13 protein-coding genes are annotated in these 16,584 nt (G+C 36.5%); 6 read left to right on the plus strand and 7 right to left on the minus strand.

Translation table 11 applies throughout. The features are described 5' to 3' along the window. Positions 1 to 169: 169 nt before the first annotated feature. The 5 genes from dnaE to LXH21_RS04245 all read left to right on the plus strand — a co-directional run bounded on the left by dnaE (position 170) and on the right by LXH21_RS04245 (position 8,880). Complete coding sequence (dnaE, locus tag LXH21_RS04225) at positions 170 to 4,705, plus strand: DNA polymerase III subunit alpha (protein ID WP_239862962.1); 4,536 nt, start codon at positions 170 to 172, stop codon at positions 4,703 to 4,705. A gap of 252 nt (positions 4,706 to 4,957) precedes the next feature. Next, positions 4,958 to 6,136 (plus strand): acyl-CoA dehydrogenase family protein, encoded by a 1,179-nt coding sequence (locus LXH21_RS04230; protein WP_239862963.1) that lies wholly within the window; start codon positions 4,958 to 4,960, stop codon positions 6,134 to 6,136. A gap of 297 nt (positions 6,137 to 6,433) precedes the next feature. After that, complete coding sequence (locus LXH21_RS04235; RefSeq protein ID WP_239862964.1) at positions 6,434 to 7,216, plus strand: DUF3050 domain-containing protein; 783 nt, start codon at positions 6,434 to 6,436, stop codon at positions 7,214 to 7,216. Between the two features lie 57 nt (positions 7,217 to 7,273). Further along, on the plus strand, positions 7,274 to 8,014 hold the full coding sequence (locus tag LXH21_RS04240; RefSeq protein ID WP_239862965.1) for an SGNH/GDSL hydrolase family protein: 741 nt from the start codon (positions 7,274 to 7,276) through the stop codon (positions 8,012 to 8,014). Between the two features lie 92 nt (positions 8,015 to 8,106). Further along, positions 8,107 to 8,880: a dienelactone hydrolase family protein gene (locus LXH21_RS04245; protein WP_239862966.1), complete on the plus strand. Its 774-nt coding sequence runs from the start codon at positions 8,107 to 8,109 to the stop codon at positions 8,878 to 8,880. Positions 8,881 to 8,991: 111 nt separating this feature from the next. Here the strand turns inward: LXH21_RS04245 and LXH21_RS04250 are convergent, their stop codons facing one another. The 7 genes from LXH21_RS04250 to LXH21_RS04280 form a co-directional block, all read right to left on the minus strand. After that, positions 8,992 to 9,309, minus strand: coding sequence for a 2Fe-2S iron-sulfur cluster-binding family protein (locus LXH21_RS04250; protein ID WP_239862969.1), 318 nt, complete (start codon positions 9,307 to 9,309; stop codon positions 8,992 to 8,994). Positions 9,310 to 9,428: 119 nt separating this feature from the next. Continuing rightward, positions 9,429 to 9,668, minus strand: coding sequence for a NifU family protein (locus LXH21_RS04255; protein WP_239862971.1), 240 nt, complete (start codon positions 9,666 to 9,668; stop codon positions 9,429 to 9,431). A gap of 39 nt (positions 9,669 to 9,707) precedes the next feature. Continuing rightward, on the minus strand, positions 9,708 to 10,835 hold the full coding sequence (locus tag LXH21_RS04260; protein ID WP_239862972.1) for an Mrp/NBP35 family ATP-binding protein: 1,128 nt from the start codon (positions 10,833 to 10,835) through the stop codon (positions 9,708 to 9,710). 274 nt (positions 10,836 to 11,109) lie between these two features. After that, entirely contained in the window at positions 11,110 to 11,436 is a 327-nt protein-coding gene (locus tag LXH21_RS04265; protein WP_239862973.1) for an MGMT family protein, read from the minus strand. Positions 11,437 to 11,447: 11 nt separating this feature from the next. After that, positions 11,448 to 12,083: a LysE family transporter gene (locus LXH21_RS04270; RefSeq protein WP_239862974.1), complete on the minus strand. Its 636-nt coding sequence runs from the start codon at positions 12,081 to 12,083 to the stop codon at positions 11,448 to 11,450. Positions 12,084 to 12,111: 28 nt separating this feature from the next. After that, on the minus strand, positions 12,112 to 12,789 hold the full coding sequence (trmB, locus tag LXH21_RS04275; RefSeq protein ID WP_239862975.1) for a tRNA (guanosine(46)-N7)-methyltransferase TrmB: 678 nt from the start codon (positions 12,787 to 12,789) through the stop codon (positions 12,112 to 12,114). A 170-nt stretch (positions 12,790 to 12,959) separates the two neighbouring features. Then, the gene (locus LXH21_RS04280) at positions 12,960 to 14,324 is read right to left on the minus strand and encodes an ammonium transporter (protein WP_239862977.1); all 1,365 of its coding nucleotides are present in this window, start codon (positions 14,322 to 14,324) and stop codon (positions 12,960 to 12,962) included. A gap of 372 nt (positions 14,325 to 14,696) precedes the next feature. Between LXH21_RS04280 and LXH21_RS04285 the strand changes: the two genes are divergently transcribed. Beyond that, a complete protein-coding gene (locus LXH21_RS04285) occupies positions 14,697 to 16,289 on the plus strand; it encodes a L,D-transpeptidase family protein (protein ID WP_239862978.1) in 1,593 nt (530 codons plus the stop codon). The last annotated feature ends 295 nt before the right edge of the window (positions 16,290 to 16,584 follow it).

The raw sequence follows: 16,584 nt of genomic DNA on the forward strand, positions 1-16,584 counted from the left end.
GCTTTGTAACTGCAAACTACTGTAAGCCCCTTTTTTTATTGGTGGCACGCCCAAATTGTTATTCGTGTATTTTTGTTGATAACTTCCCTTTACATTCGCTCAAAAAATCCCTAAATTTGAAATTCATTTTTCGGGAAACCTTAAAATCATAATCTCCTCAATATCAGCTATGTACTTAATATTCGATACCGAAACTACTGGATTACCTAAAAACTGGAATGCTCCAATCACCGATTCTGATAACTGGCCTCGTTGTATTCAGATTGCATGGCAGTTGCATGACGAGATGGGTAAATTGATTGAACATCAGGATTATTTGGTACAGCCCGAGGGATTTAATATCCCATATGATGCCGAGCGTATTCACGGGATTTCAACCGAATTGGCACAGCATGATGGGATTCCGCTAGCTGAGGTGTTGGAGAAATTCAATATCGCTTTGGGAAAAGCCAAATTTATTGTGGGTCAGAATCTAGGTTTTGATGTCAATATTATGGGTGCTGAATTCCACCGACTTTCTGTTGAAAGTCCGATGGCGTCGATGCCCGTTTTGGACACCTGTACCGAGGTTATTGCTAAGTTATTACAATTACCTGGAGGTCGTGGAGGAAAGTTCAAATTACCAACTTTAACAGAATTACACCAATATTTATTTGGAGCTCCTTTTGGTGAGGCGCACAATGCAACTGCCGATGTAGAGGCAACAACACGTTGCTTTTTAGAATTAATTCGAAAAGAAATTTTCACCAAAGAAGAGCTGGATGTTCCTGGCTCCTACTTTGTTGATTTTCAAAATAAAAACCCAAGAGAGATTCAGCTTATTGGGTTGAAACACATCAACCTCAAGCAGGCGTCTGATAAAATTCGTCAGCAATTTGGCGAAACCACTACGCAAACTGTTTCGAAAAAGGAGTTAAACAACAACAAAGCAGTTTTAACAGATGTGCCTTATGCGCATTTACACAATCACACACAATTCTCCGTTTTGCAATCCACAATCGGAATTGCGGACATCGTTAAAGCAACTGCAAAATTCAAAATGCCTGCAGTTGCCATGACCGATACAGCCAACATGATGGGAGCTTTCCACTTTGTGAGTGCAGTAATGAATCATACCAAAGCCGCTAAAGCCAAAAATGCCGCATTGATTGAAAACGGTGAAGAACCTACAGAGACTGAAATCAAACCAATCGTAGGTTTAGAGTTCAACATCTGCGAAAACCACTTGGACAAATCCAAAAAAGACAATGGTTATCAAGTAGTATTGTTGGCCAAAAATAAAAATGGGTATCATAATTTAGCCAAAATGGCATCGATTGCCAATATTGATGGTTTTTATTATGTACCTCGTATTGACAAAAAACTTGTAGAAAAATACAAGGAAGATATCATGGTGTTGTCGGGTAACTTGTATGGAGAGATTCCTGGAAAAATCCTAAACTTGGGAGAAAACCAAGCCGAAGAAGCTTTGATTTGGTGGAAGGAGCAATTTGGAGCCGATTTCTATCTCGAAATCATGCGCCACAACCAGGAAGATGAAAACCGAGTAAACAAAACCTTGATTGAATTTGCCAGTAAACATGATGTTAAATTAATTGCGTCCAATAATACCTATTACGTTAATAAAGAGGATGCCAACGCACACGATATTTTGTTGTGTGTAAAAGACGGAGAAAAACAAGCCACTCCAATAGGACGTGGTCGTGGCTACCGTTATGGACTTCCAAATCAAGAATATTATTACAAGTCGGGTGATGAGATGAAGCAACTTTTTGCTGACTTACCCGATGCGATTATCAACATTCAAGAAATCATTGATAAGGTCGAACCTTATTCTTTGTACCGCGATGTATTGCTACCAAAATACGATATTCCGCAAGAATTTGTGGATCCCGAAGACGACAAAGACAATGGGGTACGTGGGGAAAACGCCTATTTGCGTGACTTAACGATGGTTGGTGCCCGAAAACGATATGGCGAAATAACCGAGTCCATTCAAGAGCGATTGGATTTTGAACTCTTGACCATTTCCAACTCTGGGTATCCAGGGTATTTCTTGATTGTTCAGGATTTCATTGCCAAGGCCCGAGAGATGGACGTATCTGTAGGACCGGGACGTGGATCGGCAGCGGGATCTGCCGTTGCATATTGCTTGGGAATTACCAATATTGACCCGATTAAATACGACTTGCTTTTTGAGCGTTTCTTGAATCCCGATCGTGTGTCCATGCCCGATATTGATATCGATTTTGATGACGAGGGTCGTGGTCGTGTTATGGATTATGTAATCAATAAATACGGAGCCAATCAAGTGGCACAGATTATTACATATGGTAAAATGGCGACCAAATCGGCGATTCGTGATACCGCCCGTGTACTCGATCTACCTCTATTTGAAGCCGATAGAATTGCCAAATTGATTCCGGCCATGATGCCTGGAAAATGGAATCTAGCACGTTTTCTTTCTGAGTCAGAAGATGATGTAAAGAAAGCGCTAAAAGGACCAGACGAATTTGAACTTGTAAAAGAATTGATTGCCATTGCCAATGGTAACGACCTTGCTGCAGAGACCATTCAGCAAGCAAAAATCTTGGAGGGTTCCATGCGTAACACCGGTATTCACGCCTGTGGGGTGATCATCACACCATCAGATATTACCAATTATGTTCCTGTTACTACTGCCAAAGATTCCGATTTATACGTAACCCAATTTGATAACTCCGTAGCCGAAAGCGCTGGATTGTTAAAGATGGACTTTTTGGGTCTGAAGACCCTTACTTTGATAAAAGACACCGTTAAATTGGTAAAATACAGAAACGATATTACGCTCGATCCGGATACCTTCCCTATTGATGATGTAAAAACATACGAATTATTCCAGCGTGGAGAAACAGTTGGTATCTTTCAATACGAATCACCCGGAATGCAAAAATACATGAAGGAATTGAAGCCTACCGTTTTTGGGGATTTAATTGCCATGAATGCCTTGTATCGTCCGGGACCATTAGAATACATTCCTTCTTTCGTACGTCGAAAAAATGGAGAAGAAGAAATCAAATACGATCTAGATGCCTGCGAAGAATACCTTGGTGAAACCTATGGTATTACTGTTTACCAAGAGCAGGTGATGCTTTTATCTCAATCTTTGGCTGGATTTACCAAAGGTGAGGCCGACGTTTTGCGTAAAGCGATGGGTAAAAAACAAAAAGAAGTACTAGACAAAATGAAACCTCAATTTGTCAGACAAGCGGCAGAAAAAGGACATGACCCTGTAGTACTGGAGAAAATCTGGAAAGACTGGGAAGCCTTTGCGAGTTATGCCTTTAACAAATCCCACTCAACTTGCTATGCATGGATCGCTTACCAAACCGCTTATCTAAAAGCGCACTACCCTGCCGAATATATGGCGGCGGTATTGTCTAATAATATGAACGATATCAAGCAAGTCTCTTTCTTTATGGAAGAATGCAAACGCATGGGCTTACAAGTTTTGGGACCAGATGTAAATGAATCTTTCTATAAATTTACCGTAAACGATGAGTATGCTGTTCGATTTGGAATGGGTGCCGTAAAAGGTGTTGGTTCTGGAGCTGTAGCAACTATAGTTGAGCACAGAAAAGATGGTCGCTACAAATCTATTTTTGATTTAGCCAAACGTATTGACCTTCGTTCTGCCAATAAAAAAGCATTTGAAAATTTAGCATTAGCAGGTGGTTTTGACTGTTTTGAAGACACACATCGTGCGCAATATTTTCACGATGACGGTGACGGAATCACATTCTACGAAAAAGCCATTCGATACGGAGCTAAATTTCAGGAAAACGAAAATTCATCCCAGGTAAGTTTATTTGGCGAAGCGTCAGAAGTGCAGATTGCAGAGCCTGTTGTTCCCCCTTGCGAGGATTGGAGCACGATGGAGAAACTTGCCAAAGAAAAAGAAGTCGTTGGAATTTACATCTCAGGCCATCCACTTGATGATTATAAATTTGAGATGAAAAACTTTTGTAATGTTAAACTTGAGGCTCTCAAAAGCTTACACTTGCATGTAAGCAAACCGCTAGCAATTGCGGGGATAGTCAACAATGTACAGCACAAAGTAGCCAAGAACGGAAAAGGTTGGGGAATCTTCAATCTAGAAGGCTATGATGAAAGTTATGAGTTCAAAATATTTGGTGAAGAGTACTTAAAATTCCGTCATTTCTTCTTGCAAAACAATTTTGTCTACATCAAATTGATGATCAAAGACGGTTGGGTAAATCAAGATACGGGTAAGAAAAGTGATCCTAGAATTACGTTTACAGAGGTGAGACAATTACAAGATGTATTGGCAGCCTTTGCAAAAAAACTTATTATTATTCTAAATATTACCGATTTACAAACGGATTTCATACATCATTTGAACCGACTTTTCCAAGAACACAGAGGTGACCATCAAGTCGCTTTTGACATTATGGAACTGGAGCGAATCAAGAAAATGGTCGAAGTAGAACCAATCACTATAGAAGGTGAGGATGATTTTATAGAAGAAGCAACTGACGATGATGATACCGAAATTAGTACCGTAAAAACACCAGAAGTAACCGAAGTAGAAGAAATAAAAGTCGTTACGAGATTAAACATGCCGAGTCGCAGACTGAAAATTAATATCTCAAACGAGTTATTGGTTGAACTCGAAAAAATGCAAATCAACTTCAAGTTGAATTAAAGATTTTGGGAGCAGGGAATTTGGGTTCTTTTAAGAAAATCCGGTCCCGCTCTCCACTGTATCTCTTGTATTTGCTATCGCAATACAAGAGAATGCTCCCGAAACTTCGGGACGGTCGCGGCTATGAAGTACTATTAGGGAAATTACAGACACCCATCTTCATCAAATTTTTACTATTACAAGGCAAACTCCCTACTATTCATTTTATTTTCCTTAAATTTAGTTTTGAATCCCAATCAAGACTACTTTTCTATGAAACCAGACTTATTTCAAGCCCCTGATTACTATCTTTTAGATGATTTATTGACCGAAGAACACAAATTAGTTCGAGAGTCCGCAAGAGCTTGGGTCAAAAAAGCAGTATCACCCATTATCGAAGATTATGCCCAACGAGCCGAATTCCCCAAAGAACTCATTCCGGGTTTAGGCGAGGTTGGCGGTTTTGGTCCTTATATTCCAACAGAATATGGTGGCGCTGGATTGGACCAAATCTCTTATGGTTTGATCATGCAAGAACTAGAACGCGGAGATTCGGGGATTCGATCAACAGCCTCGGTACAATCATCCTTGGTGATGTATCCTATCTGGAAATATGGGAACGAAGTGCAACGAAAAAAGTACTTACCTAAATTGGCATCAGGCGAATTCATGGGCTGTTTTGGTTTGACCGAGCCCAATTATGGCTCTGATCCAGGAAGTATGATCACCAATTTTAAAGACAAAGGCGATCATGTTGTTTTGAATGGTGCCAAAATGTGGATTTCAAATGCACCTTTTGCAGACATCGCCATCGTTTGGGCAAAAGATGAATCAGGACGCATTCATGGCCTTATAGTAGAGCGAGGCATGGTTGGTTTTACAACACCCGAAACCCATAACAAATGGTCATTGAGAGCTTCAGCTACTGGTGAATTAATTTTCGATAATGTCAAAGTTCCCAAAATAAATATATTACCCAACAAATCAGGTTTAGGAGCACCACTAGGTTGTTTGGATTCTGCTCGCTATGGCATTGCATGGGGAGCAATAGGTGCTGCAATGGATTGTTATGATACTGCATTGCGCTATGCCAAAGAACGCATACAGTTTGATAAACCTATAGCTGGCATGCAATTGCAGCAAAAAAAATTAGCAGAGATGATAACCGAAATTACCAAAGCGCAATTGCTCACTTGGCGATTAGGCGTTTTGCGAAACGAAAGCAAAGCAACAACTGCACAAATTTCAATGGCTAAAAGAAATAATGTCAATATGGCTATAGAAATTGCTCGCGAGGCAAGACAAATATTAGGCGGAATGGGAATCACCGGCGAATATTCGATCATGCGCCACATGATGAACCTTGAATCGGTAATCACCTATGAAGGCACACATGATATACACCTGCTAATAACCGGATTGGATATTACTGGTATTTCTGCCTTTAAATAATCTATTTTATTATATAAATAAGTCACAATAGCGAGATAATAATGTACATCTATCTGCATCGAAAATAAACATTCGATAAATCAATTTAAAAGTTCGCTGTGATAGAATTAAAATATTCTGTTAGTCGAAACATACTGGTAGCTCATCGATATTTGATGATCTCAAAACCATATATTGACTATTTTCGTATCTATAATAGAAAGCCAACTGAAACATTTATTAAAGTAATAATAAAATGTAAAGAAAGCTTCTCGATAACTAGAAGCTTTTTTATATTTACATCAAAATTATCCAAAAATGAACATTCAACACATCAACGACAGTATTGAGAGTCAAAAAAATATATTATTAGAACATCCTCTTTACAACAAAGTAAAAACTATTGAAGACCTACAAGCTTTTCTTGAGGGACACGTCTATGCTGTTTGGGATTTTATGTCTTTATTAAAAGCACTTCAGTCAAAGTTAACATGTACAACAACACCTTGGTTTCCAACTTCAAACCCTCAAACCCGTTACTTAATAAATGAAATCGTTCTTGCAGAAGAAACTGATTTATCTATTGATGGTCGTCGTCAAAGTCATTACGAGATGTACATCGAGGCAATGAAAGATTGCGGTGCAGATACAACTGAAATCGAGCAATTTCTAAAGGAAATAGATTCACTTAAAAATATTTTTGTAGCAATCAAGACAAGTCATTTACACCCTGGAATAAAAGCATTCTTAGATTTTACTTTCAATGTAATTGAGCACGGTAAACCTCATGAAATTGCAGCCGCTTTTACTTTTGGTAGAGAAGATTTGATTCCGAATATGTTTACTTCCATCATTAAGCGTTTTCAAGAAAACTTAGTTGATGCTGATTTGACAAAATTGGTTTATTATTTCGAAAGACATATTGAGCTAGATGCAGATGAACATGGTCCTATGGCAATGGAAATGATTACAGAATTATGTCAAGAAGATGCTGTGAAATGGAAAGAAGTTGAAGAGGTTTCTATTTTGGCTTTAGAAAAACGTATTGGATTATGGAATGCTATTGAAGAACATATCTACCACAAGGTAGCTGTAATCTAAAACCATATAGTCTGTTTTACCGTAACTATCAGTAGGTTCTAATTAAATTAAGGCTATATGAAAAAGACATTCATTCTAATAGTTACGGTAGCGCTTGTTTTTCTCCTTCTCAACTGCACTGCGGAGAGCAGCGCAATTAAAGACACATCTAAGTCCCCGTTCTCGAGCAATCAAAATTTAACATATCTCGCACTTGGCGATTCCTACACCATCGGGCAAGGCGTTTGCAGCAATTGCTCTTTTCCTTTACAATTAAAACAAAAATTAGCCACAACTTGCAATCAATTTCAACAAATCGATGCGGATATTATTGCCAAAACAGGCTGGACTTCTACGCAACTACTTGCCGCTATAAGCAATCAAAAACCTCATACTAATTACGATATGGTAACGCTGCTCATCGGTGTTAACAATCAGTTTCAGAATTTTGATTTTAAAATATTTGAGAAAGATTTTCCACAATTGATTAAACAAAGTATTGCTTTTGCAAAAGGTGATAAGAAGAAAGTTATCGTATTATCAATACCTGATTATACCTTTACTCCTTTTGGTCAAGATTACACTAACAGTACGAACACATCTCTTGCAATTGATCGTTACAATAGTTTTGCCGAAAAATATTGCAGAGAAAACGGAATCGCATATATAAGCATAACCGATATAAGCAGGGACGGAATTAGAAATCCATATTTAGTCACCTATGATGGCTTACATCCATCTGAAGCTGCTTATACATTATTTGTAGAACGATTATTACCTAAAGCGCTAATTGCATTAAATACCAAAAAATCGAACTAAAATCAGCAAAATATTATCCGTTTAAATTAGAAAAATTTAACTTTTGTTCCAACGTCAAAAGCGTACCTTTAAACTAATAAACAAACTATTATATGAAAAATAAAATTTCGATACTTGTATTGGCACTCTTAACTGTCCCGTACATATCATTCGCACAATTAAAATCGGTAGCCTACAAAGATGATTCTCAAAAATTATCAGGATTTTTTGCCGAAGCTAAAAGAAAAAATTTAGACAATGCTGGTGTTCTAATTTTACCAGCATGGATGGGAATTGATGACCACTCTAAGGAGTCTGCAGTTGCTTTGAAGGAGTTGGGATACCATGCTTTTGTAGCTGATATCTACGGAGTTGGTAACAAACCTACAAATGCTCAAGAAGCCGGAAAACTGTCTGGATCGTACAAAAAAGATATAGCGAACTACCACCGTAGAATTCAGCTAGCTCTTGATCAACTAGTTAAAAACGGTGCTAATCCAGATAAAATAGTCGTGATTGGTTACTGCTTTGGTGGCACAGGAGCTATTGAGGCCGCACGTGTAAATATGAAAGTAAAAGGTGTTGTTTCTTTCCATGGTGGCTTAGCTCGTGACGCAGCACGAAACATTGACCCAATAACACCTAAAGTTTTGGTACTACATGGTGCCGATGATCCTTATGCACCGGAAAAAGATATTAAAGATTTCCAAAATGAAATGCGTACTGCTAAAGCAGATTGGCAGATGAATTATTATTCAAATGCAGTGCACGGATTTACACATAAGGATGCAGGAAGCGATAACAGTTCAGGAATGGCCTATAATAAAGAGGCTGCAGAGCGCTCGTGGGAAGCAATGCTTAGTTTTTTTAAAGAAGTTTTAAAATAGATTCTCGACTTCTTCTTAAAGAAGTCTAAACAAAATTAAAACGATTAGTTTTAAATATAAAAAAAGCCTCCACTTTTGCAAGTGGAGGCTTTACTATTTAAACGATATTGACTAACTCTCTGGAGCTAATTCTAATTCTAATCCTTCTAACTCTGGTGTAATTGGAATTTGGCATCCCAAACGGCTATTTGATTTTACGTAGAACGCTTCTGAAAGCATCGCTTCTTCATCATCTCCCATCTCTGGTAAAGCTACATCATTGATAACATAACATTGACAAGAAGCACACATTGCCATTCCCCCACAAGTACCTTCTACAGGTAATTCGTAAGCTTTACATAATTCCATGATGTTCATGGCCATGTCTGTTGGAGCTTGCAATTCGTGTACAACTCCTTCTCTATCTTTGATTTTTATTAATACGTCCATTTTTAGGGTATAGGGGGTTTTGCGTGAGGGGTACAAATAATAACAATGTATTATTTAGATCTTAAATAATAACTCATCTGAGCGAATAATTACTTAAAACAATTACGACCTCATATTAATTATGCTATATTGACAACGGTTTCTATTTGTGGTGCAAATTTCTTGATTGTAGTTTCTACACCTGCTTTTAAGGTCATCTGGTTTACGCTGCAACTTGTACATGCACCTTCTAATCGTACCTTAACATGTTTGTCGTCATCGATTGAAATCAATGAAATATCTCCGCCATCTGAATTCAAAAAAGGACGAATTTCTTCAAGTGCAAGTAACACATTGTTGGTTAATTCTTCTGTTGTCATAATTTTTATATTGTTTCCCTAGTTGTTACACAACTGGAATTATTTTTTTACTGCTGAACAACCTGCCATTGTTGTTATTTTTATGGCTTCTGAAGCTGGTAAATTTTGATTTCTACTGATTGTTTCTTCTACGACCTTACGAGTAATTTCTTCGAAAACGCTAGCAACAACCGAACCCGTTTGCATTGCTGCAGGACGACCATAATCACCCGCTTCACGAATTGATTGCACAATTGGCACTTCTCCTAAGAATGGAACATCTAGATCTTGAGCTAAATTTTTTGCCCCCTCTTGTCCAAAGATGTAATATTTATTATTTGGCAATTCTTCTGGTGTGAAGTAGGCCATGTTCTCTATAATTCCAAGTACTGGCACGTTGATAGCTTCAGATAAAAACATAGAAACTCCTTTTTTTGCATCGGCCAAAGCTACTGCTTGTGGCGTACTTACAACGACAGCACCTGTTACAGGTAATGATTGCATGATAGAAAGGTGAATATCACCCGTTCCTGGAGGCAAATCGATTAACATAAAATCCAGTTCTCCCCAATTTGCATCAAAGATCATTTGATTAAGTGCTTTTGAAGCCATTGGACCTCTCCAGATAACCGCCTGACTTGGCGCAGTAAAGAACCCGATTGAAAGCATTTTTACTTCATAACTTTCTACTGGTTTCATTTTTGACTTACCGTCAACAGTAATCGAAGTAGGCTTTTCATTTTCAACATCAAACATAATTGGCATAGATGGACCATAGATATCTGCATCTAAAACTCCTACTGAAAATCCCATTTTTGCTAAAGTAACAGCTAGATTAGCAGTTACAGTTGATTTCCCTACTCCTCCTTTTCCAGAGGCAACAGCGATGATATTTTTGATTCCAGGAATTGATTTCCCTTTAATCTCAGCTTTTTCAGGAACTTCTACTTTACTGTTGATTTTAATTTTTGCGTCGGCAGAAACTTTTTCCAAAATGGTTTTTTTAATATCATCTTCAGCACGTTTCTTGATGTGCATGGCTGGCGTATTCAATACCAATTCAACCACAACCTCATCTCCAAAAGTAAGTACATTTGCAATTGCACCACTCTCTACCATATTTTTTCCTTCGCCAGCTATAGTTATTGTTTCTAAAGCTTTTAGAATGTCTTTTCTATCTAATTTCATCACTTATTCTATTTCTATTGTTGCGTTCGGTCTAAAAAACACTATGTTTATTTAAACTTATTTCAGACTACAAAGATAAGGGATTAAGTTCTTAATATAAAGTATTTAAATTGTATTTATTGTTAAGGAAAATGCAAATATTCAACTCCAAAATAAATTAAATTTTGTCCATTTTGCCTGTATAGCAATGACTATCTAATAGCCACATTTATAAGAAAAGTACAGAATTGCAGTTCTTTTTAAAAACATCATAAAATACTAAAAACAATAATTATTATTGTGTGATTTCTGGTTCCCAAAAATGCTTTTCAAAATTTAAAATCTGATTATCAACCACTTCAACTCCTTCACTTTCTAGCAGTTGTTGCATAAGGTTGGTGCCATCAAAATGTAATTTTCCTGTCAGCAGTCCTTTTCTATTTACAACTCTGTGAGCGGGAACATCTTCTAGACTGTGAGATGCATTCATTGCCCAACCTACCATTCTAGCAGAGCGAGCAGTCCCTAAAGCTTTGGCAATAGCACCATATGATGTAACTCGACCAAAAGGAATTTGGCGAGCGATAGTATAAACGCGTTCAAAAAAATTATCGTTTTCCAATTGATTTTCTTTTACTTTAAGTAGTATCGAATGATATTTATTAAAGCTATTATCGAAATTAATCCTGTAACACTACCTATAATTTTGTTCATATTTTTCAAGAGAGAATCTGCTTTGGATTCGACTTTTTGAAAGAAAGAAATATAAATATAAAATACCAATGAAGACCCTATAACAACTCCTGAAACAAATGGAAGAATATATGTATTTGAGAAAGAAAAAAGACCATAAGATGCCAATGTAAAACTCACAAAAACATAATAGGGAATAGGAAAAAAGTTAAGCCCCGAAAGCAACATTCCCAAAAAGAAGCGCTTCTTCTTGCTTTTGTTACCAATTTTGGCTTTTCTCAATTTTGGCTTTTTAGCAATAAAAAGAAAATAGATCGTTAGTAAAGTGAAAATCCCAAGGCCAATCTCTCGCAATAAAATTACAATATCTGGGCGTGAATTAATTACTTCGGCAGATAAGATCGCAATGTAAGCTTGAACAAAAATTATCAATACAGCACCCAAAACAAAAGAAACAGCATTTCTACTCCCCTCTTTTAAATTTACTTTGACAGCCGTCATGTTGATCAAACCCGGAGGAAGAATACCAATAACAGCCGTAACAAATCCAAAAAAAAGAGGGGTTATAAAATTCATTCTAACAATTTAAAAACATCTATAAAAATTAATCTTTAATCTTAAATTTAATATAAGTGATCGCCTTATTAACCTCTAAGTATTGTTTTTCATAAAAAGTCTGAAAAGCAGTTACCTCTTCTGGGCTTCCTTCGTTTACGTATACATTATGGTTAGCGTACAAAACTTCATGGCCTTCACCATGTAGCAATCCTAATGTGTATCCGTGCATAAATTCACTATCAGTTTTCAAATTCATTACACCATCCTTCTTCAAAACTTTTTTATACAGTTTCAAAAACTCCGAATTTGTCATACGGTGTTTGGTTCTCTTATATTTTATTTGAGGATCTGGAAAAGTAATCCAGATTTCATCCACTTCATTTTCTGCAAAAATATGATTGATTAATTCAATTTGGGTACGTATAAACGCCACATTTTTCATTCCAGAATCAACTGCAGTTTTGGCACCACGCCAAAAACGAGCTCCTTTGATGTCTATACCAACAAAATTTTTATTCGGATATCTTTCAGCTAAGCCTACAGAGTATTCTCCTTTACCACATCCTAATTCTAATACAAGTGGATTATCATTTTTGAAAAAATCTGAATTCCATTTCCCTTTCAAAGGAAAAAGATCACCCACTACTTCTTCTCTAGTTGGTTGAAAAACATTTTCGAATGTTTCGTTTTCCTTGAATCTCTTTAATTTATTTTTGCTTCCCACGATTTTCTATCTATTTATACTTCATTCAGTTCGACCCAAAAGTCTTAGCCGGCAAATTTAGGCAAATATATAAGACCTAAGTAAATTTTAATTAACGATTTTTGACCAGATTAAAAGTAGACTGATAAAGAATCAAAGGTGTATTCAATAATAAAAATCACCTATTTAATTTAATCTGTACATTCTATAGGAAACAATGTCTCATCATGTTGCGAAATATCCAAGCCTATATTTTCTGACTCAGGCGACACACGCATCGGTATAATTCTATTGGTTACTTTAAATAAAAAGTACGCTCCAAAAAATGTAAAAGCAGAAACCAGTACAAGTGCCATCATATGATGCCCAAAAACGCCCCATCCACCGTGAAGCAAACTAGCATCTTCTCCATGGGCAAATATTGCAGTTAAGATCATTCCCATAATTCCGCCCACACCATGACAGGCGAATACATCTAACGTATCATCAAATTTTCGCAATAAAGAAGAATGCACTAATGCATTAGAAACTAAAGAAGTAATAAAACCAAAAAACATACTTTCTGGTACAGAAACATAACCTGCTGCTGGAGTGATAGAAACCAATCCCACGACTGCACCTATACACGCACCGAGAGCGGAGACTTTTCGACCATTTAACCTATCAAAGAAAATCCACGTCAACATTGCTGCCGCAGAAGCTGTTGTTGTAGTAGCAAATGCCATTGCTGCCACTCCGTTTGCCTCTAGAGAAGATCCAGCATTAAAACCAATCCAACCAAACCACAACATTCCAGTACCTAAAAGTACAAACGGAATATTTGTTGGTACATGGTTGCTGTTATTTCTTTTTCCTAAAACCATAACTCCCGCCAATGCTGCAAAACCAGCACTCATATGCACAACAGTACCCCCTGCAAAATCCTTCACTCCGAAGTAGGATCCCAAAATTCCTGTAGGATACCAAACTGAATGACACAATGGCGCATATATAAAAATGGTAAATAAACATATAAATAATAAGTAGGAAATAAAGCGAACACGTTCAGCAAACGAGCCTGTAATAATTGCTGGTGCGATTACTGCAAATTTCATTTGAAATAATGCAAACAACATAAATGGAACTGTACTTGCAATTTCTTTGTGTGGCAAAACATTCACATAATCCATAAATGCAAAAGAAGTTGGGTCACCAATAAAGCTGTAAAAACCATCTCCAATTTGTACACCCATTGGTTCTCCAAATGCCAGACTAAATCCTACCACAACCCATATCAACGTTACAACTCCCATACAAATAAAACTTTGCAGCATAGTAGATATAACATTATTTTTTCCAACCATTCCGCCATAAAAAAAAGAAAGTCCAGGTGTCATAATTAACACAAGGCAACATGAGGTAAGCATCCACGCTACGTCTGCAGGTACGATTTGATCTAAAGTTCCAAATTGATTTAGAATTTTATTAGTTTCAGATGCCAAAGGCCAAAAAACTCCTGCGATACAAACCAAACTTATAATCGTAAAGGAGATTATCCAACGTCTTTCTATTTTCATTATATTCAATTTAACCTATTAATTTTTGACTCAAAGTTAAAAATATTTTATTTTTTTTTAACAAATCAACCATAAATCAAATCTAAAACTTGGATAAACATCATATTAACAATGCATCTCTATTAAAAGTTGTCAACTTTGACTAATTATCAGAAATAGGTAAGCTTTACTGAGAATTTAATTTTTTTCAAAATCTCAGTCAGAAATCACACACACTATTTCTTAAAAATTTCTTAAAAATTTTTAAGATAAGAGGTCCTAAGGTATAGTTATTGCTATAAAGAGGCTTTAAGATTATTAAAAAATTGCTAATTACCTAATCATTTATTTGATGTACTTTTACATTCGATATTGATATAAATTTCAGTCAACATGAGAAAGTTAAGCCTATTTGTTTTTTTAGTATTAAATCTAACACTCTTCTTAACAGCATCTTGCAATAAATTCAAAGATAAATCTGGAGCTACAGCAATAGAAGCAATTGCAGAAAAAACAGATCCTGTTTTTGACAGTATCAATGTGACAACTTTTTTTCAGAAACATCCTTTATTAGATAAATATCAAGACGAAGTACGTGCATTATATAGAAAACACAACTATAAATACATATGGTATGACAAAAACGGGGTAAATGAATTTGGAAGTTTGCTGCATAATAAGATTATAAATATCGAAGACGAAGGTGTATTAACAAGTATTCCTTACCGTCAAAAATTAGATTCAATCTACGAAAGTGCACTTCCAAAAGAACCTAATTTTACTACTGAATTACTAAATACTTCCATGTATTTCTTTTATGTAGATAAAGTATATCAAGGGTTGGATACAGAAAAGACGAATAAAATGGAATGGTTTTTACCCCGAGACAAACAATCTTATGGGCAATACCTTGATTCGTTACTAGTAAACCCGGCTTTAATAAAAAAGAATGAAAAAGGATTATTTGCACAGTACTATTTACTGCAAAAAACTTTAAAAAAATACCGAAAAATTGAAAAAGATGGAGGCTGGGGAACCATAGAATTTGATCCTTCTGTCAAATCTTTAAATATTGGTGACAGCTCTAATACCATAGCACAGTTGAGAAACAGATTGTATCTAACTGGCGAGCTTGAAAACAATTCTAAGAGCGCTGTCTATGATGAAACCCTCGGAGATGCCGTATTAAAGTTTAAAAAAACAAATCGTAATGCCTCGAGCACTATCATACTACCATCACATTTAAAGACACTTAATATCTCGGTTACCGATAGAATCAAAACTCTGGTAGTCAACATGGAGAGATGCCGATGGATACCCAAAGATATCATTAAAGCAAAAGAAATTATTGCGGTTAATATTCCTGCTTACGAATTGACTTACTTTAAAGATGGAAAACCAGCATTTAAATCAAATGTAGTTGTTGGTAAGACGCTAAATAAAACAGTAATTTTTAGTGCTCCGATGCGCTACATTGTATTTAGCCCCTACTGGAACATTCCTTACAGCATTATTAAAAATGAAATCAAACCAGGGATAGCCAAAAACCCTAATTATTTAGCACAACACAACATGGAGTGGAATGACGGTAGAGTGCGCCAAAAACCAGGATCCAGAAATTCATTGGGTCTCGTAAAATTTTTATTCCCAAATTCAAATTCAATTTATTTGCACGATACACCCTCTAAACATTTATTTAGTCGTCGTGATCGCGCATTCAGTCATGGTTGCATTCGAGTAGAAAAGCCAAAGGAACTTGCCGAAGTGTTGTTACAAAATGAACCAAAATGGACATCAGAGAAAATCGATGAAGCTATGCATGGTGGTAAAGAAGTTTGGCATACGCTTCAAAATAAAATCCCTGTTTATATTGGTTATTTCACCGCATGGGTAGACACAGATGGAACACTTCATTTTTACGAGGATGTTTACAAAAGAGACCAACCGCTAGCCGATTTACTTTTCGAAAAAGAAGCGCAGATTTAGGAGCAGCATATCTCGTTTTTCATTAGTACAGTTGTCCCGCTTTCCGCATTATCTTTTTTATAATACAGCTCCAGAAAAAGCATCTGTATAATAAAAAAGGATAATTAGCTGCAATCGGGGCTAAACAACAATTATTCGCACACTGCATTACGCCTGCCAAAGCTCACTATCTGTAGAAACAATATAGCTTTAGTCGTGGGCTAAACTTCATTAGAATAATATTACACACCATAATTGATAGCAGCAAATCTACCGCAATAAAAAAAGCAGCCTAAAATATTTTTTAGACTGCTTT

The organism is Flavobacterium algicola (assembly GCF_022399565.1).
In the GTDB taxonomy this organism is placed as follows: domain Bacteria; phylum Bacteroidota; class Bacteroidia; order Flavobacteriales; family Flavobacteriaceae; genus Flavobacterium; species Flavobacterium algicola.

Coding starts and splice junctions, on each gene's coding strand:
- LXH21_RS04245 (WP_239862966.1), top strand. CDS start 8,107: ATGAAAAATAAAATTTCGATACTTGTATTGGCACTCTTAACTGTCCCG.
- dnaE (WP_239862962.1), top strand. CDS start 170: ATGTACTTAATATTCGATACCGAAACTACTGGATTACCTAAAAACTGG.
- LXH21_RS04235 (WP_239862964.1), top strand. CDS start 6,434: ATGAACATTCAACACATCAACGACAGTATTGAGAGTCAAAAAAATATA.
- LXH21_RS04280 (WP_239862977.1), bottom strand. CDS start 14,324: ATGAAAATAGAAAGACGTTGGATAATCTCCTTTACGATTATAAGTTTG.
- LXH21_RS04260 (WP_239862972.1), bottom strand. CDS start 10,835: ATGAAATTAGATAGAAAAGACATTCTAAAAGCTTTAGAAACAATAACT.
- LXH21_RS04285 (WP_239862978.1), top strand. CDS start 14,697: ATGAGAAAGTTAAGCCTATTTGTTTTTTTAGTATTAAATCTAACACTC.
- LXH21_RS04230 (WP_239862963.1), top strand. CDS start 4,958: ATGAAACCAGACTTATTTCAAGCCCCTGATTACTATCTTTTAGATGAT.
- LXH21_RS04255 (WP_239862971.1), bottom strand. CDS start 9,668: ATGACAACAGAAGAATTAACCAACAATGTGTTACTTGCACTTGAAGAA.
- LXH21_RS04240 (WP_239862965.1), top strand. CDS start 7,274: ATGAAAAAGACATTCATTCTAATAGTTACGGTAGCGCTTGTTTTTCTC.
- LXH21_RS04270 (WP_239862974.1), bottom strand. CDS start 12,083: ATGAATTTTATAACCCCTCTTTTTTTTGGATTTGTTACGGCTGTTATT.
- LXH21_RS04250 (WP_239862969.1), bottom strand. CDS start 9,309: ATGGACGTATTAATAAAAATCAAAGATAGAGAAGGAGTTGTACACGAA.